Genomic DNA, 22,157 nt, shown 5'->3' on the forward strand with positions numbered 1-22,157 from the left:
GGGTTCCCTGCGATCAGCGGCGGCGGCCCGGTCGCCGACGCGCTCCGTAGGACGCGATGAGCTCGGAATGCAGATCGGTCAGCGGCGCCCCCTCGGCGGACAGGTGGTGACGGTGCCACTGGCCACTGGGGTCCAGGTGCCAACTGGCCACCTCATCGGACATGCTGCGGTCAAGCAGGGCTCCGAGCGTCTTGACCTGGTCACGGTCAGTGATCGGCACCAGGGCTTCGACCCGGCGGTCCAGGTTGCGGTGCATCATGTCGGCGGAGCCGATGTAGATCTTGGCGCTCTTGCCGGTCCCGAAGGCGAAGACCCGCGAGTGCTCCAGGAACCGCCCGAGGATGGAGCGCACCCGCATCGTCTCCGAGAGCCCGGGGACGCCCGGTCGCAGCGCCGAGATCCCGCGGACCCACACGTCGACCCGGGCCCCCGCTCTCGAGGCGCGGTAGAGCGCGTCGATGACCGCCTCGTCGACGATCGAGTTGATCTTGATCCGGATGCAACCGTCGGGTCCCTTGGCCGCCTCCTCCTCGATCAGGGAGAGCAGTCCTGAGCGAACCGAGCGCGGGGCCACCAGGAGTCGCTTGAACTTCGACTTCGGCGCCATGCCGGAGAGCTGGTTGAACAACCGGGTCAGGTCCTCGCCGATCGCCTCGTCGCAGGTGAGCAGGCCCAGGTCCTCATAGAGGCGGGCGGTCTTGGGGTTGTAGTTGCCTGTTCCGACGTGACAGTAGCGGCGCAGGGCGCCCTTCTCCTCGCGCACCACCAGACAGAGCTTGGCGTGCGTCTTGAGACCGACCATGCCGTAGACCACGTGCACACCGGCGTGCTCGAGCTTGCGCGCCCAGGTGATGTTGTTCTCCTCATCGAAACGCGCCTTGATCTCCACGACGGCGAGCACCTGCTTGCCACTGGCGGCGGCGTCGATGAGGGCGTCGATGATCGGGCTGTCACCGCTGGTCCGGTAGAGGGTCTGCTTGATCGCCAGCACCTGCGGATCGTTGGCCGCCTGCTCGATAAAGGCCTGCACGGAGGTCGAGAACGAGTCATAGGGGTGGTGGAGCAGCACGTCGCTGCTCCGCATGGCCCCCAGGATGTCGGCCGGCGCCGCACGCTCCACCGGTGCCAGGGCCGGGTGCGTGGCGGGAACGAAGTTGGGATAGCTGAGCTCGGTGCGGTCCAGGTCCGCCACGGTGTTCAAGGCGGTCAGGTCCAGCGGTGAGGGAAGACGGTAGACCTCTGAGTCGTGCACGCGGAGCTCTCGGGTGAGCAGGTCCAGGACGTGGTCGTCCATGCTCTCCTCGACCTCGAGACGGACCGGGGGGCCGAAGCGGCGTCGGGTGAGTTCCTTCTCCAGCGCGGTCAGCAGGTTCTCCGCGTCGTCCTCCTCCACCTCCAGGTCCTCGTTGCGGGTCACCCGGAAGGTGTAGGTCTCGTGCACCTCCATCCCGGGGAACAGGAACTCCAGGTGCGCCGCAATGAGCTCCTCGAGCAGGACGTAGCGCGTCACATACAGGTCATTGCCCGGCAGCTCGATGAACCGGGGCAGCAGCGGCGGGACCTTGACGCGGGCGAAGTGCTCGTGGCCGGTCTGAGGGTTGATCAGGATGACGGCCAGGTTGAGGGACAGCCCGCTGATGTAGGGGAACGGGTGAGCCGGGTCGACCGCCAGTGGGGTCAGCACCGGGTAGACGGTGCTGCGGAACATCTCGCCCAGGCGCTTCTGCTCCTCCTGGGGCAGCTCCTCCCAGCGCACGAGCGAGATGCCCTCGCCCTGCAGCGCCGGCGACACGACGTCGCGATAGAGGTGGGCGTGGCGGACCATCAGCTCGTGGGCGCCGACGGAGATCTCGTCGAGGACCTCGCGCGGTTCCAGGCCGGACGCGGACCGGGTGGCGATGCCGGTGGCGATCCGCCGTTGGAGGCCGGCCACCCGCACCATGAAGAATTCGTCGAGATTGCTGGAGAAGATCGCCAGGAACCGGGCACGCTCCAGCAGGGGGACGTCGGGGTCTGCCGCCAACTGCAGCACCCGCTCGTTGAACTGCAACCAGGAGACCTCACGGTCCAGGAACCGGTCCCCGGGCAGACTGTCCGTCTCGTCCGTGGAGTCAGCATCCTTCGGCACGGCACTGATGAACCGACCGTTGGAGGCGCGCGGACGCTGCGCCCGGATCGTGGGCAGGGGAACGACCGAGGAGGACTCGACCACGTCTGGAACCGGCCGGGGGTTCGAGGTCATGAGGACCAGTGTGCCACCAGGAAGGGAGGGGTTCAGTCGGTGGTGACTGCGGCATACATGACATCGATGGCGGACCGCTCAAAGCCCAGTCGGTGATAGGTCGCCAACGCTGGTGCGTTGTCTCCCTCGACATAGAGGGTGGCGCTGGCCAGGCCTCGGTTGCGCAGGTGGTGCAGCCCGACCAACGTGGCCACCTTTCCCAGGCCACGGCCCTGGTATGCCGGGTCGACCCCGACGACATAGACCTCGCCTGAGGTGGGAACACTGTGGCCCGGCTCGGCCGGCTCGACCTTGGTCCAGTGGAAGGCTGCCAACTCTTTGCCGTGCTCGATGAGCAGGAAGCCGTGCGGGTCAAACCACGGTTCGGAGGTGCGCTCCTGCAAGTCAGCGAGGGTCATCCGGCCCTGCTCGGGATGGGCGGCGAAGGCCCGGGCATTGACCTCCAACCACCGCTGCTCGTCCCTGCCCACCTCGAACGGACGCACGGTGAAGCCGTCAGGCAGAGAAGCCTCCGGCAGCTCGGACCACTCGCCGCGCAGCGGCCGCATCATCTGCCACAGGTCGCGCACCGACTCCAGGCCGAGGCTGCCGAACAGTGCCTTGGCGGCAGGCAGGTCGCCGTGAGCCCAGAACCGGGTGTCCGGCCAGCGCTCGAGGACTGCGGTGGCCAGGGCGCGGCCGTGCCCGTCGTGGCGGTGGTCGGGGTCCACGACGATCTCTGCCGCTGGCGGGTCGGAGTGCTCGACGTGGGCATAGGCCACCACACCGGGCCGTGGCGTGTCGGGGTTCTGCTCGATGAGCAAGTGGGTCGTGCGCGACTCGCCGGCGGGGGAGCCGGGCAGGCGTCGCACGTCGAGCACTGTCTGCTCGGACAGCGGGCGGACCCCGTCGTGCGTCGCGGCACGCACGGCCAGCGCCAGCACGTCAGCGGACTGGGTCGGCTCGAGGTGGAAGTCAGTCGCCGTCGGCTCCATCGGACTATTCCACCACGTCAGGGTCAGGAGACTGTTGCGCCGGTCCCGAGAAGCGGTATCCGACGTTGCGGATCGTGTTGATCAGGGACTCTCGTTCGGGGCCGAGTTTGGCGCGCAGTCGGCGGATGTGCACGTCCACGGTGCGGGTGCCGCCGTAGTAGTCGGTGCCCCACACCTCGTGGAGCAGGTGCTCTCGCGTCACCACCCGGCCGGGCTGTCCCACCAGGAACTTCAACAGCTCGAACTCCCGGTAGGTGAGGTCGAGCGGTTCGCCGCCGGCACGGACCGTCCAGCTCGCCTCGTCGACCACGACATCGCCGGCTCGCAAGGCCTGTCCCACGGGGGTCGGGTCCGGTGTCTCCGGGGTGGTCGCCAGGCTGGCGCGGGACAGACGCGCACCCAGCTCGGCCGGTCCGGCGTCCGGGAGCACGAAGTCGGCGACGGGCCACTGGTCGTCCAGCGCGGCGAGCCCTCCCTCGGAGAAGATGGCCACCACCGGGGCATCGAGTTGCATGGCGGCCAGGGTGCGGGCGACCGTGCGTGCCCGGACCAGGGCGCTGGTGGCATCCAGCAGCACGATGGTGGCCGGCGGTCCCGACAGAAGGCCTGCTGGCTCAAGATCCAGCACCCGTAGCCGGTGCGGGAGGAGCTCGAGCGAGGGCAGCACCGTGGCCGGGGCGTCCGGGGCGCCACCAGGTGTCAGGAGTGCCAGCTCGGCCACCCGGCCAGAATAGTCGGACGGGAAGGCGCCTGCGTCCACGCGGCACCGTTGGGCCGTGCGGCCAGGCGCAGTGGCACGATGTCCCTGTGCCGATCCGCAGACCCCTGGTGCCGCCCTCCATCGAGGTTGCGGCGATGGTGTGCTGCGCGGCGACCGTCACCTCCGTCGCAGCCCTCGCGGGTCCCTTCGTGCTCGCCCTCGCCCTGTGGATCGCCGGGGCGGTGCTGGCCTGGGGCTGGGCCGGGATGCTGGCCCTGCCTGCGCCGAAAGGCACCGCCGTCATCCTGTATGCCGGGTCGCTGGCTCTGGTGCTCAGCCCCCTTCTCGAGCAGCGCCCCGGGTTGACCTGGGTGGCCGGGGCGCTGGCCCTGGCCCTCATCGCCGCCTTCGTGCACCAGCTCCTGCGGGTCGACGGTCGTCCTCGCATCGTGGAGTCGATCAGCTCGGTCGCCCTCGGGCTCGGGGTGATGACGTGCGGTGTCCTGCTGATCCCGTTGAGCGGCACCACGCAGGGAGCGGCGCTGGTCGTGGCCACGGTCGCGGGCGCCGCCGCCAGTGCCGTGAGTGACGTGCTCGGTCGGTGGCAGCGGATGCGTCCGTGGCTGGTGCCCCTCGCCCTCCTCGTCGGTGGGGGCACGGCAGCGCTGGTGGGTCTCGGTCTGGGCGAGCCGTGGACCATCTTCCTGCTGGCCGGCGTCGTGGCGGGCGGCGTCAGTCATGCGCTGCGCAGTGTCAACGGCGCCCTGCCCACGATGGCCCACCCTCGGCCGCGTCTCGTGATGGCGGTCTGTTCTCTGCTGGTCACGGGGCCGGTTGCCTATGCCGTGGCGCTCGCACTGCTCCCGGGTTTCTCGCTCGCCTGAGGCACGCAGTCACCGACCCCGAGCGGCCCGTAGCCACCGGCCCCGGACCGGGGCCGACCGAGCAGTCTGCCTCGGGGGAGTTCGGCGCCGACTCTGAGCTGGGCTGAGGACACCGTCTGCGCAGGTCAAGCGACTGTCAGTGGTCGCATCTATGTTCGAGATATGGATCACCGGAGGAGCGCAACAGGCCAGCAGGCGTATGCCGATGGTGCGCCTGTGTCGCCCGGTGACCCGGGTGTGGGAGATGGTCGGGTGCGGTTTGTGCCGGTGATCGGGTCAGGGCCGGTGGCGCGGGAGGCCAGCGTGTCCTCGGGTCCGTTGGTTCCTGAGCTGGTGGCCGAGCGGGGTGGGGATCCGGATCGTGGGGTGGCGTTGACGTCCTCGGGGCACGAGGTGCCGGAGTTCCTGGCGGGGTCGGCGCACATGGTGCAACTGCTGGCCGCGCAGTTCCCGTTGGGCACGCTGCCGGAGCAGGGCCTGGGTGAGGTGGTCGGTGCGGCGCAGGCGCTGGTGCAGGCCGCGCAGTCGTTGGTGACGGTGGCCACTCACGAGGCGATCGGGCGGGGGTTGCCCGGCCAGTCGGGGCACTCGGTGCCGGACTGGGTGACGGCTTGGGCGCCGGGCATCGAGCGGGCCGAGGCCTTGGCCACGGCCCGGGTCGCGGTCGGGATGGATGATGAGCGGTTCGCGGCCCTGTCCGGGAAGGTCGCTGATGGCACGGCGCGGGTGGGCCGGGCCAATGTGATCACCCGGATGACGTTGGACCTGGCGCCGGTGGCCACGGCGGAGTCATTGCAGGCGGTCACGGATCTGATGACTGATGTGGTGGAGACCACCTCGGTGGCCGGGTTGACCCGGATCGCGCGCGAGGCCAAGAACCAGTTGGTCGAGCCCGCTGACGACGAGGCGGACGACCACGCCCAGGCCGCCCGCCGGGTGTTCCGTCGGGTCGGGACGGTCGCCGGGCTGGCGGAGTGGCAGCTGCTGCTGGACGCCGAGGGGCAGGCGGTCCTGGAAGCGGCGCTGGACCCGTTGTCCGCACCACGGCCGGCGGCTGATGAGCACGGGGTGCACCGGTTGGACCACCGCACCGCGGCCACCCGCCGGGCCGATGCGTTGCTGGAGATCATCGGCCGCGGCGTCGCGGCCCCCGAGGGCACCACGCAGACCGAGAAGGCCAAGATCCAGGTCACCGTCGACCAGGACGCGTTGGCTGGGAAGGTGCCCGGCGGTGGACACACCGGCACCGGGCAACGCCTCTCCGCGGGCACGATCCGCCGGCTGGCCTGTGACGCGCAGATCATCCCGATCGTGTTGGGCGGGCCCTCGGAGGCTCTTGATGTCGGCGCCGTGAAACGGTTGTTCACGCCGGCGCAACGCACCGCGGTCCTGCTACGGGACAAGGGATGCTCCTTCCCTGGCTGCTCGATGCCCGCGGGCTGGACCGACATCCACCACGTGATCCACTGGATCTTCGGTGGCGCCACCGACCTGGACAACGCCGCCGCACTCTGCCGGCGCCATCACGTCATCGTCCACCGCTACGGCTACACCGCGACCGTGACCGCGACCGAAGTCATCTGGCACCTGCCCGAGGACCCCTACACCCCGCTGACCGAACCCTGACCACCCTGCCCCACACCCCGCCACTCCGGCGGGGCCACCGGCATGCCCGGACACCTCCCCTCCGACAGGGCCTGCGGCATGCCCGGACACCTCCCCTCCGACAGGGCCTGCGGCATGTGCGGGCACCTCCCCTCCGACAGGGCCTGCGGCATGTGCGGGCACCTCCCCTCCGACAGGGCCTGCGGCATGTCCGGGCACCTCCCCTCCGACAGGGCCTGCGGCATGTCCGGGCACCGACGACTCGTGCTGGTTCGGCAGTGGTTGTTCCGGAGGGGGCGAGGTGCGACCCGCCCGCCTCGGTGGCTGCGAGGTCCTACGATGGGGCCGTGGCTTTTGAACTTGACCCGAACCTGCCCTCTGAGCTCGCACCCCTGGCCTGGTTGATCGGCCGCTGGGAGGGGGCTGGGGTCGTTGGCTATCCGACGATGGAGTCCCAGAACTTCGGGCAGGAGGTCGAGGTGAGCCATGACGGCCGGCCGTTCCTGCGGTGGGAGTCCAAGGCCTGGATCCTGGACAACGACGGCAACAAGGTTCGCCCCGCGGGCACCGAGCTCGGGTTCTGGCGCCCGCTGCCGAACGATGAGGTGGAGCTCCTGCTCACCCATCCGACCGGCATCGTTGAGCTGTATTTCGGTAGCACAAGTCCCGCCAAGATCGAGGTGCGCACCGACAGCGTCGTGCGCAGTCCGCACGCCAAGGAGTACACCGCAGCGCACCGTCTGTACGGGCTGGTCAACTCCAACCTGATGTGGGTGATGGATATGGCCGCGATGGGGCAACCGCTCACCAGTCACCTGTCGGCCGAGCTCAAGCGCGTCGGCTGACCTCATCGGATCGCGTCAAATTTGTCGCGCCGGGCGCCTCGGGAAGGTCGGCTGAGAGCTGGGGCACCGCGTTCCGGGCGAACCGGTCACCCGAACCCCTGCTGCGGTGACACGTCGTCGGCGTAGTCCGCCATCGTGTCCGTTCTGAGGTGCTCCTGGAGCACCTCGAGCTGCGCCTCGTGCGGGATCACGATCGAACCGGCGTAGTCGTCGCTGCCGATGCCGCTCCACGGCGCCGTCACGAAGTGGATGTCGCCCCCGCGGACGTTGCGCATCGACCAGCCGAGGTCGCGCATGTCGCTGACCGCAAAGCCCTCGTCGACGGTGAGGTTGGTGGTGCCGGCGTCGACGACCTCGGCCAGGCGGGCCGGGTTGGTGAACGTCTCGCGGGTCAGCACCTGGAGCATCAGTGCCTTGATGAAGGCCTGCTGGCGGTGGCCTCGGGAGATGTCTCCCTGGCTCAGGGCGTAGCGCTCACGGACAAACTTCAGCGCCGTCTCGCCGTTCATCCACTGCGTGCCCTCGGCAAAATCAGGGCTGCCCTCGGCCACGTCGACCTCGACTCCACCGACAGCATTGGTGAGTGCCTTGAAGCTCTCGAAGTCGGTGATCACCACATGGTCGATCGGCACGCCGACCAGCGGCTGGAGTGTCTGCACGAGCAGCGGAGTGCCACCGAAGGAGTAGGCAGCGTTCAGCTTGTTCTTGTTGTTCGAGCCGGGGATCTCGACGAAGTAGTCGCGCGGGAAGTGCACCAGGTCGACACGGTCCCGGTCGTCGGAGATGTGCATCAGCACCATGACGTCGGAGCGTCCTCGCTCAGCGTCGACATCCCGGCTGTCCGAACCCACCACCAGGATGTTCAGGGAGTCCCCGGCCTCCTCTGCACGCTCCGGCGGAGCTGTCGCGGTGACCTCACTGTCCTCACCGCGGATGGGCGACTCCGGCAGCGGGAGCAGGTCGGCGTGGGTGACGTTGCTGCTGACCTTCCAGTTCAGGAAGGCGACGTAGCCGGCGACAGCAGCGATCGACAAGAGAGCCACCGTGACCAGTGACACGATGGCGATCCGCAGCCCGCGACGCTTCGGACGCGGATGCGTCGACTCCTCATCGACCGAACCGGCGCCGTCGAAGATGTCGTGGTCATCTTGCGAGGTGTCCGGCGGGTTGTCCTCGTGATCCCCTGCCATGAGGCAGATACTACGTGCCCAGCCTGGGGAGATACCGTGAATGCGTGACACACCCCAGCAGCCCGCCCGCCGACTCCGCGCCGCAGGAGCCACCGACCCGCGCGCCGAGCCCACTGTTGCAGCGTCCCGGAGCCGTCGCCTCCACCGGAGCCGACGCCGGGGTGGCGGCCCACTACGGCGATCCCCACCGTGAGCAGCGACTGCTGGTTGAGGGGCTCTCTGTCGTTGACCTGTCGCACCGGGCCGTCCTCACGGTCTCCGGCCCGGACCGGCTCAGTTGGCTTCATTCGCTGACCAGCCAGGCGCTGACCAACCTGGCCCCCCGCACGTCGACCGAGACCCTGATCCTCACGCCGAAGGGCCACATCGAGCACGCGCTCCATGTCGTGGACGATGGCGAGACGACGTGGCTGATCACTGAGCCGGAGACGGTCGGCGCCGCGCAGGCCTGGCTGGAGTCCATGCGGTTCATGCTCCGGGTCGAGATCGTTGACCGGAGCGAGGACTTCGCCGTGGTGGGGGAGCCGGTCGCCCGGGAGTCGGTCGAGGGAGAGCACCTCGCCTGGGTGGACCACTGGCCGGGCCCGATGGGTGACACCGCGTGCTACGGCCCGGAGGAGGACCACCCGGGGGCCAACCGACCCTGGCGGGAGGTGCTGGTCCCGCGCGGCGAGCTCACGGCATACGTCGGTGAACGACCGCTGTCCGGCACCTGGGCCTCCGAGGCTCTGCGGGTCGCCGCGTGGCGCCCACGGGTCGGGGCCGAGACCGACCACCGCACGATCGCCCATGAGCTGGACTGGCTGCGTTCTGCCGTGCACCTGCACAAGGGCTGCTACCGCGGGCAGGAGACGATCGCCCGGGTGCACAACCTGGGGCGTCCGCCGCGGCGCCTCGTCTTCCTGCACCTGGACGGGTCCGGGCACACCCTGCCCGAGCCCGGCGACGAGCTACGGAACGGCGAGCGGGCCGTCGGACGAGTCACGACCGTGTCGCGGCACTACGAGGACGGGCCGATCGCACTCGCCGTGATCAAGCGCAACACCGACCCGACGGCAGTGCTCACATCCGGCCCGACGAGCGCTGCCCAGACGGTCGTCGTGCGACCCTGACCCTGCACGACTGGCCCCTGGCGTGGTGCCGCTGACCTGAGCGCAGCCCGCGACGAGGGGTTTGACGAAGGGTTGCTGCCGCACCCCGGGTCCGGCCTGGCAGGATGCGGGCATGGCCGCCTCAACGCTGATCACGGTCGCTCCCACCGGAGCCGAGACCGCCAAGTCCGACTTCCCGCAGCTGCCGACCACTCTCGAGGAGCTGGTCGAGACCGCCGTCGCCTGCCAGGAGGCTGGCGCGGGCCTGGTCCATGTGCACATTCGTGATGGCGAGCACAAGCCGACGCTGGATGCCGCGCGGCTGCGGGACACGGTCCAGGCCCTGCGCGAGCAGACCGACCTGGTGGTCCAGCTGTCGACGGGGGGCTCCGTGCACGACCCGCTCGAGGCCCGGTTGCAGGTGCTGGATGCCGAGCCGGACTCGTGCAGTCTCACCTGCGGCACCACCAACTTCGGCGACGACGTCTTCCTGAACCCCTACCCGTTCATGAGTCAGCTCTATCGCCAGGCCCAGGAGCGTGAGGTGGTGCCGGAGTTCGAGTTGTTCGACCTCGGGCACGTGCACGCGCTGCGCCGGTTGCTCGATGAGCACGGGCTGCCCTTCGGTGGCAAGGTGCACGTCGACTTCGTGACCAATGTGCCCGGAGGTATGCCTGGCACGGTCGAGGCCCTCGTGGCGGGGATCCAGGCCCTGCCTGAGCAGGTCACCAGCTGGTCGGCCACCGGCATCGGTCGCGCTCACCTGCCAATCGCTGCGGCAGCCCTGGCTGGCGGCGGTCACCTGAGGGTGGGCATGGAGGACAACCTGATGCTGGCTCGCGGGCAGCAGGTTCAGCACAACCGCGAGCTGGTCAGCCGGGTTGCCGAGCTCGCCGTGCTGATGCAGCGTCCGCCGATGACGACCGAGGACGCGCGCGTGCTGCTCGGTGTGAAGGAGCGCCGCCAGCGCTGAGCGGGACGAGGATGTATGCCGAGGGGCCCGGTCGCCTTCGTCACCCCGGTCCGAAGAGCGTCGGGGGAGGCGGCGTGTGGTGAGAGTCTCAGCGCGCCTGTGCTAACTCAGTTTGCATTCTGCTTGCAATTGCAAGCATACTGGTGGGTATGAGCCGTCTACCCGTTCCCGACCTGGGCCACTACCTGCGTGAGCAGCGCGAGGCCGCCCAGATGTCGGTGCGCCAGGTGGCCAAGGCAGCAGGCATCTCCAACCCCTACCTCAGTCAGATCGAGCGGGGCCTGCGCAAGCCGAGTGCCGAGATCCTGCAGCAGCTCGCCAAAGGTCTGCGGATCTCGGCGGAGCAGTTGTATGTCCGTGCCGGGATCCTCGACGACAGTGTCGCCGGCGCCCCGGTCGCCCAGCCGTATGACGTCACGGTCGCCATCATGGCCGACGAGCGGCTGAACGACCGCCAGAGGCGTGCGCTGCTCGACGTCTACCGCTCATTCGTCGGCGATGCGGCCGACCTCCCCCACGACCAGTCCGCCGATCCGTCGAGCGTTCAGGGCTGACGCCCTCCGCCCCGCGGCCGGCTCCCAATCACCACACGCACCCCGATCCAGAGGAGCAGCACATGCCCACCATCAAGCAGATCCGTGACGACGCCAGCAAGACTGTCGAGTCCGTCACCGACGAAGCCACCAAGCGCGTTGAGGGCGTGACTGCCGAGGTCGCCAGGTCCTCTGCCGCGGCCCGCTCCGAGGCGTCCCGCGTGGCCACCGACCCCACCCCGCTCTACGCCGTCGTCGGGCTGACCGACACCGTGATCGAGCGTGCCCGGGAGACCGTCACCGAGACCGTTGCCCGCGCCGGCAAGGTCGGCCGGTCGCTGTCCCCGAAGGCTCTCTCCAACACCGTGAACGAGCGTGCCGCGGATGTCTCCAAGTTCGCCGAGTCACTGCCGGGCAAGGCCGTCCACGACGTCACCGAGGGCTTGGGGAAGTTCCAGGAGGGCTACCAGGGGCTGGCCAAGCGCGGTCAGGGTCTGGTGGGCCGGGTCAAGGAGCAGCAGGCCACCAAGGACCTGACCCAGCAGGTCGCCACGGCCGTCGAGCAGGGCAAGCAGTTCCTGGACACAGCCTCCAAGGGTGTCACCGACACCCGCAGCGCGGCTCGGGCCACCGTGACCAAGGGTCGTCGTCAGGCTGCGGACACCGTGGCCGACGTGGTCGCCGGGGAGGATGTCTCCGGCACGGCGAGGCCGCAGGCCCGCAAGGCCGCCGGGACCCGGTCCGCGACCACGACCAAGCCAGCCAGCAAGGGTGCGGCCACCAAGAGCTCGGCCACGAAGCCGGCTACCAAGACTGCGAGCGCCAAGACCGCGAGCGCCAAGACTGCGAGCAAGGGCTCGGCCACGAAGCCGGCTACCAGGTCGGCGACCGCCAAGACGGCGACCGCCAAGACTGCGAGCAAGGGCTCGGCCACGAAGCCGGCTACCAGGTCGGCGACCGCCAAGACGGCGACCGCCAAGACTGCGAGCAAGAGCTCGGCCACGAAGCCGGCTACCACGTCGACGACCGCCAAGACTGCGAGCAGGAGCTCGGCCACGAAGCCTGCGGGCACCAAGAGCACCAGCACCACGCCCAAGAGCTCGGCCACCAAGAGCACCAGCACGCGCAAGGCGTCACCCGCGACCAACTCCACGGCCACGACCGCCAAGCGCGCCGCCACCACAGCGAACAACGCGGCAACCACGGGTGCCGACGCCGCCCGGGACGTCGTGACCGAGACCGCGAAGGTGGCCGACAAGGCCGTCGACGCGACCACGGCCACCGCTCGCAAGATCGGCGACTGACCACGGTCGACTCGGCCTGACCGGCCGCGCTGGACCACTGCGGTGGGGTTTAGGCTCATGGCCGTGACCCCACCGCAGCTGTCTTCTGAACACCCCCTGCACGCGGCTCCTGTCGTGGCGCAGGTGGACCGGTCCGGCTTCGTCGAGTCGGTGCACCACGGCGTCGTCGCCGTCACCAGCGCCGACGGTGGCCTGGACATCTCGATCGGACCGGTCGGGGCACCGATCTTCCCTCGGTCCTCCAACAAGCCGTTGCAGGCTCTGGCCATGTTGCAGTGCGGGCTCGACCTGCCGGATCACCTGCTCTCCCTCGCCTGCGCGAGTCACAACGGAGAGGACTACCACCGCGACGGGGTCCGCGAGATCCTCACCGGCGCGGGGCTCACCGAGGACGATCTGCAGAACACCCCGGACCGGCCGATCTATCCGCCGGAGCGGGAGCGGTGGATCGCCGAGGGGCTGCCGGCCAGCTCGCTCGGACAGAACTGCTCCGGCAAGCACGCGGCGATGCTCGCGACCTGCAGGGTCAACGGTTGGGACACCGCGAGTTACCGGGACCCCGGGCACCCACTTCAGGTCGCGATGGCCACCACCCTCGGTGACCTATCGGGTGAGACCGTCGCCGCCACGGGCATCGACGGTTGCGGCGCCCCCGTGATGGCGATCAGCACAGCCGGCCTCGCCAAGGCGTTCGGCCGGATCGCCGCTGCCGACAACAGCACTCACGAGGGCCGCATCGCCGGCGCAATCCGCAGGCACCCGGACTACCTCGCGGGGACAGGTCGCGATGTCACGGACCTGATCCGGTCCGTGCCCGGGCTCATTGCCAAGGACGGCGCGGAGGCCGTCTACGCGATCGGGCTCGCCGACGGCCGCGGCATCGCCCTGAAGATCGCTGACGGCAACCAGCGCGCCCGCACGGTCGTGGCGCGCGCGGCGTTGGAGGCCGCGGGGGTCACCGAGGGTCTCACCGCCCTGGATCCGGATCCCGTCCTGGGACACGGCGAGCCGGTCGGGATGATCAGCCCGCTCGGGTTCGACGTCTGAGCTCGTGCGCGCCGTTCTGCAGCGAGTAACGCGCGCCAGCGTGCGCGTCGAGGACGCCGTCGTCGGTGCCATCGAGCGCCCGGGACTGCTCGCGCTGGTCGCCGCCACACACGATGACGGCCCGGAGGATGTCGAGCGGATGGCCCGCAAGATCGCCGAGCTGCGCATCCTGCCGGAGGAGGCTTCCGTGCTCGACTCGGGGGCCCCCGTGCTCGTGGTGAGCCAGTTCACCCTCTACGGCGACACCCGCAAGGGTCGCCGCCCCGGATGGTCGCACGCCGCCCCGGGACCGGTGGCCGAGCCACTCGTCGACGCTGTCGTCGCGGCACTGCGGCAGCGGGGAGTCGAGGTGGCCACGGGACAGTTCGGCGCCCAGATGCAGGTGGAACTCGTCAACGACGGGCCGTTCACCATCCTCGTCGACACCTGAGGGTCTCGTGGTCGCCCGACCGATGAGCGAGCGGTCGCAGGCAGGAGCAGCGGGTGAGGTCGGAGCAAGGCCGGATGGGCCCACAGCCGGTCCAGTCAGCACGCCGGGACCGGTGGCGGGCCGTCATCGGCTTACGCTTGAGTCATGCCGACCTTCTTCGACGTCCAGCAGTGGGTGGGGCTCGCCCTGGGAGCCCTTGCCCTCGGGATCCAGGTCTGGGCACTGGTCGATGCGTTGCTGACCCGTGGGGATGCCTTCGTCGCGGCCGGCAAACGCACCAAGGGGTTCTGGCTGGCGATCACCGCCGTCGCGAGCGCCATCGGCTTCTTCCACCTCTACCAGCCGTTTGGCCTGTTCAACCTGATCGCCATCGTCGCCGCGGCGGTCTATCTCACGGACGTGCGACCGGCCGTCGCGCAACTGCGGGGACGGGGCCGCAGCGGAGGGTCCAGGGGGCCTTACGGTCCGTGGTGACCCCTCCGCATACCTCCCGGGTGGCCGGCCCAAGCGGCCCGCTGGAGACGCTCACCGCCGGCAGCGGGCGGCCGCGCACGGTCTTCGCTCACGGTCTCGCCGGCTCCATCCCCACCACGCGTCCCTACGCGGGCAAGGTGCCCGGGGCGCGCACCTTCCTGCATTTTCGGGGCCACGGCGACTCCGCCAACCCGGAAGGTCCCTGGCAGTATGCGGACCTGGCGGCAGAGCTCTGGGCCGTCGCCGACCATGTGGGGGCCACCCAGGCGCTGGGCATCAGCATGGGGGCCGGTGCGCTCTGCGCCGGACTGGCGGCAGACCCCGACCGTTTCGAGCGGATCGTCCTGGTGCTCCCCGCCGCGATCGACCGCCCGCGCCAGGACGGCGCGATGGCTCGCTTCGCTCTCCTGGCCGACCTCGTGGATGGAGGCGACCGCGAGGCGGTCGCGCGCCACCTCCTGGCCGATGAGCCGGCGGATGTCGCCGCTGACCCGGGCGTGCAGCACTGGGCTCGGGAGCAGGCCGGACGCCTGGTCGGCTCAGGCGTCGCGGCCGGGCTGCGTTCTCTGCCGAGCCGAACACCGCTCACTGATCGGGAAGTGCTCGCCCGGGTCAGTGCACCGATTCTGCTGATCGCGCAGGAGGGCGACAAGGCGCACCCGGCCTCGGTCGCTCGCGAACTGGCCGAGGTGCTACCGTCGGTGACCCTGTTGGTGCTGCCACGGGGCGGCATCATGTGGCAGCATCGATCCCACGTCCGTGACGTGGTGGGGGAGTTCCTGACACCTGTCACGAGCAGCGCTGCACCGACACCCGGGAGAACACGTCCATGACCGATCCCACCTCGCTGACCCACCGCGTCGCGACCCCGGAGGAACTGGCCGACGCCGCGCGGGGCCAGACGACCGAGCCCTCGCCGACGGCCTACCACGACCGCACGCAGGACGTCTTCGTGGTGGAGCGCCCGTGGGGACAGTTCCAGCAGTTCGCCACCAACGAGCGGGTGACCGTCAAGACGGTCACCATCGCCCCTGGCCAGCGCCTGTCGCTGCAGCACCACGCCGAGCGCAACGAGATGTGGCAGGTGCTCGACTCTCCCGTCGAGATCACCCTCGGTGAGCGCACGTGGATGGCCCAACCGGGTGAGCTGGTGTGGGTGCCGGTCGGCACGATGCACCGGATGGGCAACCCCGGTGACCAACCGGTCCGGGTCCTGGAGCTGGCTTTCGGCGACTTCGACGAGGGTGACATCACCCGCGTGCAGGACGACTACCGACGCGACGACCGGGACTGACCAGCTAGCCCGTGGCGCCCGGCGCCACTGCGCTCCACGCGATCTCGAGCTCACCCAAACGCCAGCGCTGACGCGTGCCCAGCACCGGCCAGCCCTGCGCACGCAGGTCGCTCACCGTGGCGAGGAAGCGCTGACGTGCTCCGTAGGGTGCGTGTCCGGCCGCTCGCGCCCACGCCGCGTCCAGGTCGCGCATCAGGGCATGCACCCGCTCGCCGGGGACGTTGCGGTGGATGAGGGCCTTGGGAAGGCGCTCGGCGACCACCGAAGGGACCTCGATGTCCCGCAGACGCCAGGACAGTGTGAGGGACCGGGGTGCCGGCTCCCCGGTCGGGCCACGACGCACGTCCACCCAGGAGCCCAGCCGCCCGAGCTCGTTGCAGGTGCCCTCCACGAGCGCCCCACCAGGGGCCAACCGTGCGACCAACCGCGACCAGGCAGGCTCGACCTGCGCCTCGTCATACTGTCTCAGGACGTTGAACGCCCGGATCAGTGTGGCTGCCCCACCCCCTGGCAAGGGCACCTCGAAGCCGCCCTGGGCGAACGTCAGGTGGGGAGGCTCCTGGTGCGGTGCCGCGGCGCTGACCCGCTCCGGGTCGATCTCGAGCCCCACCACGCGCACGTCCGGCCGAAGTGCCGCAAGGCGGGCACGGAGTTCGACCGTGGTGACGGGGTGGGCGCCGTAGCCCAGGTCGACCACCACCGGATCAGCGGCCTCCCGCAGCGTTCGGCCATGGGTGTGCACGACCCAGCGGTCGACCCGTCGCAGCCGGTTGGGGTTGGTGGTGCCGCGGGTCACCGTCCCGACCGGTCGGGTCCTCCTCGCTGCACCAGCCACAGCACCACGATAGGTGTCGTGTCAGACTGAATCGTCCAGTTCCGAGATGGAGGAGCGAGCTGCGTGAGTGAGAGCGACCGGGTGCGTCGGGTGGCGATGCTCAGTGTCCACACCTCCCCTCTGGATCCTCCGGGGACGGGGGACGCCGGCGGGCTCAACGTCTACGTGGTCGAGACGGCACGGCGGCTCGCAGCCCGGGGGACCGAGGTGGAGATCTTCACCCGGGCCACCAACGGCGCCCTCCCGGAGACGGTGCGGATGGGACCGGGCATCCTGGTCCACCATGTGCCGGCCGGCCCCTTCGAGGGGCTCGGCAAGGACGACCTGCCGGGGCAGCTGTGCGCCTTCGCTGCGGGTGTGATGCGCACCGCCGCAGGCAGACCCGAGCAGTGGTATGACGTGGTCCACTCCCACTACTGGCTCTCTGGGCAGGTCGGCTGGCTGACGGCCGACCGATGGAACGTGCCGTTGGTCCACACCATGCACACGATGGCCCGGGTCAAGAACGCCCAGCTCGCCGAGGGGGATAGCGCTGAGCCTCCTGGCCGGGAGATTGGCGAGGCGCAGGTCGTGGAGGCAGCCAATGTGCTCGTGGCCAACACCGAGGAGGAGTCCCGGCAACTGGTCGGGCTCTATGACGCGGAGCCGGCCAAGGTTCACGTCGTGCCGCCAGGGGTCGACCTCGCGGTCTTCCGGCCCGGTGACCAGGCAGCGGCACGAGAGGCGATCGGGGTCCCCGCCGACGCGCACCTGGTGCTGTTCGTGGGAAGGATCCAGCCGCTCAAGGCCCCGGACGTCCTGATCCGGGCAGCCGCCGAGTTGATCCGCCGCGACCCGATCCGACGCGAGAAGCTCGTGATCGGTGTGCTCGGTGGGCCCTCCGGGTCCGGGCTGGAGCGCCCGCAGGCACTGCAGGAGCTGGCCGCAGAGCTGGGGTTGGCCGACCGGGTGCGCTTCGTGCCGCCGGTCTCCCGGGCCGAGCTTGCGCAGTGGTACCGCGCAGCGGACCTGGTGACCGTGCCCAGCTACAACGAGTCCTTCGGGCTGGTGGCCGTGGAGGCACTCGCCAGCGGGACGCCGGTGGTTGCCGCCGCCGTCGGTGGCCTGCCCGTCGCGGTGGGAGACGGCGGCATCCTGCTGGACGGTCACGAGCCCGACCGCTGGGCCGACGCGATCGCAGACCTGTTGGACGACGACGACCGCCGTGCGGCCCTGGCCGCCGCCGGCGTGCGCCATGCCGCGTCCTTCGGGTGGGACCGCACGGTGGACCTGCTCGATGAGGTCTATCGGCAGGCGCGCCGCGATCACCAGCGGCTGGGCATCGACGGGGCGCACCACACCCTCGAGCAGGTCCCCAGCATGGTGTCGCCGTGAGTTCCGCCGCACACGAGCCAGCCGCGACGCTCCCCGCCCTGGAACGCCTCCGGTCCGCCCTGGAGGAGGTTGGTGTCGAGAGGGCCGACGGGACCCGGGAGGGCGAGATCGTGGTCACGCTGCCGGGCGAGCGCAAACTCCGGACGGTGTGCTCGCTGGTCGTGGGCGCCGACGCGGTGTCGGTGCAGGCCTTCGTGATCCGCCGCCCGGACGAGAACCACGAGAAGTTCTACACCTCCCTGCTGCGCCGCAACCTGCGTCTGCCGGGCATGGCCTACGCCATCGATGGGACGGGCGACGTCTACCTCACGGGTCGGCTGCCCGTGGCCGCGATCGACGCCCCGAGCATCGACCGACTGCTCGGCACGGTGCTGGTCGCGTGCGACGAGCCCTTCAACGAGCTGCTGGTCATCGGGTTCCTCAGCTCGATGCGCACCGAATGGCGGTGGCGGGTCTCGCGGGGGGAGTCCACGGCCAACCTCGAGGCCTTCCGTCACCTGCTCGAGGAAACCGGGGACGACCCCGACGCGGCACGCTAGCTGCCGTCCCGCACCGACCACTGGGTCTGGAGGCCGGCCACCCGCCGAGGCGTGACCGACATCCGGAGGCGGCTCAGTGCTGCCGAGTCAGGCGCGTGCCACCAGGGACGGGCGGTAGTCCTCGGGGACCTCCAGGCCGAGCAGCACCAGCAGCGTCGCGGCCAGGTTGGACAGGCCCGGTGACTCGACACCGTCGACAACCTGCCACCGTGCGCCCGAGAAGTCGCTGATAGAGAGGGGCACCGGGTTGGTGGAGTGCGCGGTCTTCCACAGCGGTGAGCCGTCCGCGGAGAAGCGTGGCTGTCCCTGCTTGTCACGCTCCACCATGTCCTCGCTGTTGCCGTGGTCGGCGGTGACGACCAAGCACCCACCAGCGGCCTCGACGGCCGCGGCGATCCGGCCCACCGCCTCGTCAACTGCTTCGACGGCGGTGATGGTGGCCTCGAAGTTGCCGGTGTGGCCGACCATGTCCCCGCCGGCCAGGTTCGAGCGGAGGAAGGTGTAGCCGTCCTCTTCGAGTGCCTTGATGACGTAGTCGGCGGTCTCGGCGGCCTTCATCCGCGGTGCCTTGTCGAACTCGACCTGGTCGGAGGGGATGTCGATGTAGGTCTCCGTCTCCGGGTCGAACGGGTCGGACCGGTTGCCGTTCCAGAAGTAGGTCATGTGACCGAACTTCTGGGTCTCCGAGGCGGCGAGCTGGCGCAGTCTGGCTTGGGCGATGACCTCGCTGACCGTGTCGGTGATGGTCGGCGGCTGGACCAGCCGGACCGGCGGCATGTTGGTGTCCCCGTCGTAGAGGGTCATGCCCGCGAAGAAGACGTCAGGGACCTCTCCGCGGTCGAACCCGGGGAAGGCGTCTCCCTCCACGAAGGCACGGGTCAACTCGATGGCCCGGTCCCCGCGGAAGTTGAAGATGATGACCGCGTCGCCGTCACGGACCGGCCCGACGGCCTGTCCGTCGGTGTCGACGACGGTGAAGGCCTCAAGCAGCTGGTCGCTGATGCCGGGGGTCTCCTCGCGCAACGTGGTGATGGCCTCGTCCGCGGAGTGGAAGGGGCGAGCAACCCCCTGCACGTGGGCGCGCCAGCCGGCCTCGACGACGCCCCAATGTGCCTCGTAGCGGTCCATCGTGGTCACCATGCGGCCCCCGCCCGAGGCGATGCACCAGTCCAGGTCGGTGCCTTCCGTGCGCTCGGTCAGCGCATCCTCGAGGCGGGAGACGTAGTCGTCCGCGGTGCGATCCTCCACATCCCGGCCGTCAAAGAGGGTGTGCAGGCGCAGCCGGGTCACCCCGTCGGTCTTGGCGTGGTCCAGCAACAGCATGAGGTGCTCCCAGGAGGAATGCACATTGCCGTGGCTCAGCAGCCCGATCAGGTGAAGGGCTGCGCCGTCACCGGTGGCGGTGACCACGGCATCGCGCCAGGCTCCCTCCCAGATCTCGCCACCCCGGACCGCGTCGTCGACGCGCTTGGCGCCCTGCGGGATGATCCGGCCGGCCCCCATCGTGTTGTGGCCAACCTCAGAGTTGCCCATGTCGCTGTCGCTGGACAGCCCGACGTGGGTGCCGTGGGCAGCGATCTCGAGGTGAACCCCGTTCTCTCGCAATTGATCCAGGTGCGGGGTGTCGGCCGCTGCGACCGCGTCGTAGGCATCGCCAGGGCCGGTTCCGACGCCGTCCATGACGACCAGGACCACCGGTCGCACGCCCTGGCTGTGCGAGGGGCTCACGGGGCCTCGAACTTGTAGCCGAGGCCGCGCACCGTGACGATGTGCTGGGGCTGGCCCGGGTCCGGCTCGATCTTGGTGCGCAGGCGCTTGACGTGCACATCGAGCGTCTTGGTGTCACCGACGTAGTCACTGCCCCACACACGGTCAATCAGCTGACCCCGGGTGAGCACCCGTCCGGCGTTGCGCAGGAGCATCTCCAGCAGTTCGAACTCCTTGAGTGGCAGCGAGATCGTCTCCCCGTTGACCGAGACGGTGTGCCGCTCCACGTCCATGCGGACCGGCCCCGACTCGACCGTCGAGGGGACGAGTTCCTCGGGCTCGACCTGGCGGCGCAGCACGGCCTTGATCCGGGCGAGCAGCTCCCGCCCGGAGTAGGGCTTGGTGACGTAGTCGTCGGCGCCGATCTCCAGGCCGACGACCTTGTCCACCTCGCTGTCCTTCGCGGTGAGCATGATGACCGGCACCGAGGACTTGCTGCGCAGCGAGCGGCACACGTCCACGCCGGACAGTCCCGGCAGCATGAGGTCCAGGAGCACCAGGTCGGCGCCGTTCCGGTCGAACTCCGTGAGGGCCTCCGGCCCCGTCTCGGCCACGGCAACGTCGTAGCCCTCCTTCTGGAGCATGTAGGAGAGCGGGTCCGAGAACGACTCCTCGTCCTCGACCACCAGGATCCGGGTCATGAACTCACTCCTCGCTCGGGCGCACTGCCGAGATCGCGGGTCGGGTGGGTGGGTTGAACGGATGCTGACCCCGAGGTTACCGCCGGTCGCCACAGGGGTGTGTTCTGGGGCCTGGATGCCGTCCCCTGGGAGGTGCCGGCCGCGCCGCGGTCCTGCTCGGGACGGCCGTCCCGCCGTTCTCGGCCGCTGGGTCCGTCCCCCGTGGAGGCGGCGGGCAGCCGGATGGTGAAGGTCGATCCCTGTCCGAGCCGGCTCCACACCACCACGTCACCGCCGAGGTTGGCGCAGATGTGCTTGACGATCGACAGGCCCAGGCCGGTGCCGCCGGTGGCGCGGGAGCGAGCGGCGTCGACACGGTAGAACCGTTCGAAGACGCGCTCCTGGTCTGCCGTCGAGATGCCCTGCCCCTGGTCGGTCACTGAGACCTCCACCAGGTCTCCCCGGCGGCGACTGACCACCGCGATCGGGCTGTCAGCGTCGGAGTAGTTGATGGCGTTGGTCACCAGGTTGCGGATGGCCGTGGTGATCAGCTCGGCGTCCCCGTGAACATGGAGTTCAGCGGGGCTGCCGACCCGCTTGACGGTGATTCGTCGGGTGCCGGCGACGACGCGGGTGTGCTCCACGGCCTCCTGGGCGCACTGGCTCACGTCGACCGCCACCAGCGGGTCGGAGAGGTCGGCCGCCTGGAGACGGGACAGATCGACGATCTCGCTGACGAGCCTGGTGAGTCGACCGGACTCGATCTTCATCCGGTTGGCGAAGCGTTGGACCGCCACGGGGTCGTCGGCGGCGTCCTCCACCGCCTCGGCAAGGAGCGCGAGGCCACCCACAGGCGTCTTGAGTTCGTGGCTGACATTGACCACGAAGTCTCGACGGACCTCCTCGACGCGTCGGGCCTGCGTGCGGTCGTCGACGAGTGCCAGCACGAGGTCGCGCCCGATCGGCGCAACCCGCACACCAACGAGCATGACGCCCTGGCCCAGCGGTCCGCGAGCCAGCTCCAGCTCCGCCTCCCGGATGATTCCGTCGTGGTGCACCTGCACCGCCAGGGTCCGCAGTTCGGCGTGGGTCAGGTTGGTGCCCCGGACCAGGCCGTAGGCGACCGCTGCGGCGCTGGTGCGCACGACCCGTCCGGAGGCGTCGAGCACGATCGCGCCGTCACGGAGCACAGCGAGCACGTCGGCGGCGCCCTCCGGCACCCGGGGGTCGGAGGTAGTCTCGGGGACGGGGGTCGCCTGCCGACGCTCCGACACCCTGACCAGCAGGGTGGCGATCGCGGCAAGCGCCAGCCCGAGCACGACGCCCAGGGCACCAGCTGTCAGTCCGTCCACCCCTCTAGCCTAGGTCGCACACGGCGCATTTCTGGCCCAGGATGGTGATGACTCACCGCTAGGGAGGAGCCGGAGCGCCTCCGG

22 protein-coding genes are annotated in these 22,157 nt (G+C 69.9%); 14 read left to right on the plus strand and 8 right to left on the minus strand.

Annotation, left to right across the window (positions count from 1 at the left end; all coding sequences use genetic code 11):
* Positions 1-13: 13 nt before the first annotated feature.
* From DPQ65_RS01605 to DPQ65_RS01615, 3 genes are read right to left on the minus strand one after another with little or no spacing between them, the layout of a single operon-like run.
* Positions 14-2,242, minus strand: a complete 2,229-nt coding sequence (locus DPQ65_RS01605) for an RNA degradosome polyphosphate kinase (protein ID WP_114905643.1) — start codon at positions 2,240-2,242, stop codon at positions 14-16.
* Positions 2,243-2,274: 32 nt separating this feature from the next.
* Positions 2,275-3,216 (minus strand): mycothiol synthase, encoded by a 942-nt coding sequence (gene mshD, locus DPQ65_RS01610; RefSeq protein ID WP_114905644.1) that lies wholly within the window; start codon positions 3,214-3,216, stop codon positions 2,275-2,277.
* 4 nt (positions 3,217-3,220) lie between these two features.
* Positions 3,221-3,937, minus strand: a complete 717-nt coding sequence (locus tag DPQ65_RS01615) for a winged helix-turn-helix transcriptional regulator (protein ID WP_114905729.1) — start codon at positions 3,935-3,937, stop codon at positions 3,221-3,223.
* Positions 3,938-4,023: 86 nt separating this feature from the next.
* Here DPQ65_RS01615 and DPQ65_RS01620 point away from each other — a divergent pair, with 86 nt between their 5' ends.
* From DPQ65_RS01620 to DPQ65_RS01635, 3 genes are all read left to right on the plus strand, one after another.
* The gene (locus DPQ65_RS01620) at positions 4,024-4,800 is read left to right on the plus strand and encodes a hypothetical protein (protein ID WP_114905645.1); all 777 of its coding nucleotides are present in this window, start codon (positions 4,024-4,026) and stop codon (positions 4,798-4,800) included.
* A gap of 162 nt (positions 4,801-4,962) precedes the next feature.
* Entirely contained in the window at positions 4,963-6,426 is a 1,464-nt protein-coding gene (locus tag DPQ65_RS01625; protein ID WP_114905646.1) for an HNH endonuclease signature motif containing protein, read from the plus strand.
* Between the two features lie 326 nt (positions 6,427-6,752).
* Positions 6,753-7,250: a heme-binding beta-barrel domain-containing protein gene (locus tag DPQ65_RS01635; protein WP_114905648.1), complete on the plus strand. Its 498-nt coding sequence runs from the start codon at positions 6,753-6,755 to the stop codon at positions 7,248-7,250.
* 86 nt (positions 7,251-7,336) lie between these two features.
* On the opposite strand, the gene DPQ65_RS01640 is transcribed toward DPQ65_RS01635, so the two are convergent.
* The gene (locus tag DPQ65_RS01640; protein ID WP_114905649.1) at positions 7,337-8,440 is read right to left on the minus strand and encodes an LCP family protein; all 1,104 of its coding nucleotides are present in this window, start codon (positions 8,438-8,440) and stop codon (positions 7,337-7,339) included.
* Between the two features lie 44 nt (positions 8,441-8,484).
* Here DPQ65_RS01640 and ygfZ point away from each other — a divergent pair, with 44 nt between their 5' ends.
* The 9 genes from ygfZ (at position 8,485) to DPQ65_RS01685 (ending at position 15,586) form a co-directional block, all read left to right on the plus strand.
* Positions 8,485-9,552: a CAF17-like 4Fe-4S cluster assembly/insertion protein YgfZ gene (gene ygfZ, locus DPQ65_RS01645; RefSeq protein ID WP_114905650.1), complete on the plus strand. Its 1,068-nt coding sequence runs from the start codon at positions 8,485-8,487 to the stop codon at positions 9,550-9,552.
* Between the two features lie 112 nt (positions 9,553-9,664).
* Complete coding sequence (locus tag DPQ65_RS01650; protein ID WP_114905651.1) at positions 9,665-10,504, plus strand: beta-keto acid cleavage family enzyme; 840 nt, start codon at positions 9,665-9,667, stop codon at positions 10,502-10,504.
* A gap of 149 nt (positions 10,505-10,653) precedes the next feature.
* Complete coding sequence (locus DPQ65_RS01655) at positions 10,654-11,058, plus strand: helix-turn-helix domain-containing protein (RefSeq protein WP_114905652.1); 405 nt, start codon at positions 10,654-10,656, stop codon at positions 11,056-11,058.
* Positions 11,059-11,120: 62 nt separating this feature from the next.
* Positions 11,121-12,341 (plus strand): hypothetical protein, encoded by a 1,221-nt coding sequence (locus tag DPQ65_RS01660; protein ID WP_114905653.1) that lies wholly within the window; start codon positions 11,121-11,123, stop codon positions 12,339-12,341.
* 57 nt (positions 12,342-12,398) lie between these two features.
* Complete coding sequence (locus DPQ65_RS01665; protein WP_114905654.1) at positions 12,399-13,388, plus strand: asparaginase; 990 nt, start codon at positions 12,399-12,401, stop codon at positions 13,386-13,388.
* 4 nt (positions 13,389-13,392) lie between these two features.
* Positions 13,393-13,818: a D-aminoacyl-tRNA deacylase gene (dtd, locus tag DPQ65_RS01670; RefSeq protein ID WP_114905655.1), complete on the plus strand. Its 426-nt coding sequence runs from the start codon at positions 13,393-13,395 to the stop codon at positions 13,816-13,818.
* A gap of 144 nt (positions 13,819-13,962) precedes the next feature.
* Entirely contained in the window at positions 13,963-14,292 is a 330-nt protein-coding gene (locus DPQ65_RS01675) for a DUF2516 family protein (RefSeq protein ID WP_114905656.1), read from the plus strand.
* Positions 14,289-15,125: an alpha/beta fold hydrolase gene (locus DPQ65_RS01680; protein ID WP_238146615.1), complete on the plus strand. Its 837-nt coding sequence runs from the start codon at positions 14,289-14,291 to the stop codon at positions 15,123-15,125. Before DPQ65_RS01675 ends, DPQ65_RS01680 begins: the two co-directional genes overlap by 4 nt.
* Positions 15,122-15,586, plus strand: a complete 465-nt coding sequence (locus tag DPQ65_RS01685) for a phosphomannose isomerase type II C-terminal cupin domain (RefSeq protein WP_114905658.1) — start codon at positions 15,122-15,124, stop codon at positions 15,584-15,586. Before DPQ65_RS01680 ends, DPQ65_RS01685 begins: the two co-directional genes overlap by 4 nt.
* Before the next feature lie 4 nt (positions 15,587-15,590).
* On the opposite strand, the gene DPQ65_RS01690 is transcribed toward DPQ65_RS01685, so the two are convergent.
* Positions 15,591-16,421 carry a class I SAM-dependent methyltransferase gene (locus tag DPQ65_RS01690; RefSeq protein WP_114905659.1) on the minus strand — a complete coding sequence of 277 codons (831 nt, stop codon included), beginning with the start codon at positions 16,419-16,421 and terminating at the stop codon, positions 15,591-15,593.
* Between the two features lie 96 nt (positions 16,422-16,517).
* Between DPQ65_RS01690 and mshA the strand changes: the two genes are divergently transcribed.
* Positions 16,518-17,795 carry a D-inositol-3-phosphate glycosyltransferase gene (mshA, locus tag DPQ65_RS01695; RefSeq protein WP_114905730.1) on the plus strand — a complete coding sequence of 426 codons (1,278 nt, stop codon included), beginning with the start codon at positions 16,518-16,520 and terminating at the stop codon, positions 17,793-17,795.
* Positions 17,792-18,334 carry a YbjN domain-containing protein gene (locus tag DPQ65_RS01700; protein ID WP_238146616.1) on the plus strand — a complete coding sequence of 181 codons (543 nt, stop codon included), beginning with the start codon at positions 17,792-17,794 and terminating at the stop codon, positions 18,332-18,334. The genes mshA and DPQ65_RS01700 overlap by 4 nt, the downstream gene beginning before the upstream one ends.
* An 87-nt stretch (positions 18,335-18,421) precedes the next feature.
* On the opposite strand, the gene gpmI is transcribed toward DPQ65_RS01700, so the two are convergent.
* Genes gpmI through DPQ65_RS01715 form a run of 3 tightly spaced genes read right to left on the minus strand, consistent with a single transcriptional unit; the run spans position 18,422 to position 22,073 of the window.
* Positions 18,422-20,062 (minus strand): 2,3-bisphosphoglycerate-independent phosphoglycerate mutase, encoded by a 1,641-nt coding sequence (gpmI, locus tag DPQ65_RS01705; RefSeq protein ID WP_202862968.1) that lies wholly within the window; start codon positions 20,060-20,062, stop codon positions 18,422-18,424.
* Positions 20,059-20,742: a response regulator transcription factor gene (locus DPQ65_RS01710; protein ID WP_114905660.1), complete on the minus strand. Its 684-nt coding sequence runs from the start codon at positions 20,740-20,742 to the stop codon at positions 20,059-20,061. The genes gpmI and DPQ65_RS01710 overlap by 4 nt, the downstream gene beginning before the upstream one ends.
* Positions 20,739-22,073 carry a sensor histidine kinase gene (locus DPQ65_RS01715; protein WP_114905661.1) on the minus strand — a complete coding sequence of 445 codons (1,335 nt, stop codon included), beginning with the start codon at positions 22,071-22,073 and terminating at the stop codon, positions 20,739-20,741. Before DPQ65_RS01715 ends, DPQ65_RS01710 begins: the two co-directional genes overlap by 4 nt.
* Positions 22,074-22,157: the final 84 nt, after the last annotated feature.

The organism is Ornithinimicrobium murale, from assembly GCF_003352835.1.
Taxonomy (GTDB): domain Bacteria; phylum Actinomycetota; class Actinomycetes; order Actinomycetales; family Dermatophilaceae; genus Ornithinicoccus; species Ornithinicoccus muralis.

Excerpts from the sequence above, each read along its gene's own strand:
- mshD (WP_114905644.1), bottom strand. The coding sequence starts at position 3,216 with ATGGAGCCGACGGCGACTGACTTCCACCTCGAGCCGACCCAGTCCGCT.
- DPQ65_RS01710 (WP_114905660.1), bottom strand. The coding sequence starts at position 20,742 with ATGACCCGGATCCTGGTGGTCGAGGACGAGGAGTCGTTCTCGGACCCG.
- DPQ65_RS01675 (WP_114905656.1), top strand. The coding sequence starts at position 13,963 with ATGCCGACCTTCTTCGACGTCCAGCAGTGGGTGGGGCTCGCCCTGGGA.
- DPQ65_RS01605 (WP_114905643.1), bottom strand. The coding sequence starts at position 2,242 with ATGACCTCGAACCCCCGGCCGGTTCCAGACGTGGTCGAGTCCTCCTCG.
- DPQ65_RS01650 (WP_114905651.1), top strand. The coding sequence starts at position 9,665 with ATGGCCGCCTCAACGCTGATCACGGTCGCTCCCACCGGAGCCGAGACC.
- mshA (WP_114905730.1), top strand. The coding sequence starts at position 16,518 with ATGCTCAGTGTCCACACCTCCCCTCTGGATCCTCCGGGGACGGGGGAC.
- DPQ65_RS01685 (WP_114905658.1), top strand. The coding sequence starts at position 15,122 with ATGACCGATCCCACCTCGCTGACCCACCGCGTCGCGACCCCGGAGGAA.
- DPQ65_RS01660 (WP_114905653.1), top strand. The coding sequence starts at position 11,121 with ATGCCCACCATCAAGCAGATCCGTGACGACGCCAGCAAGACTGTCGAG.
- DPQ65_RS01640 (WP_114905649.1), bottom strand. The coding sequence starts at position 8,440 with ATGGCAGGGGATCACGAGGACAACCCGCCGGACACCTCGCAAGATGAC.
- DPQ65_RS01655 (WP_114905652.1), top strand. The coding sequence starts at position 10,654 with ATGAGCCGTCTACCCGTTCCCGACCTGGGCCACTACCTGCGTGAGCAG.
- DPQ65_RS01625 (WP_114905646.1), top strand. The coding sequence starts at position 4,963 with ATGGATCACCGGAGGAGCGCAACAGGCCAGCAGGCGTATGCCGATGGT.
- DPQ65_RS01665 (WP_114905654.1), top strand. The coding sequence starts at position 12,399 with ATGGCCGTGACCCCACCGCAGCTGTCTTCTGAACACCCCCTGCACGCG.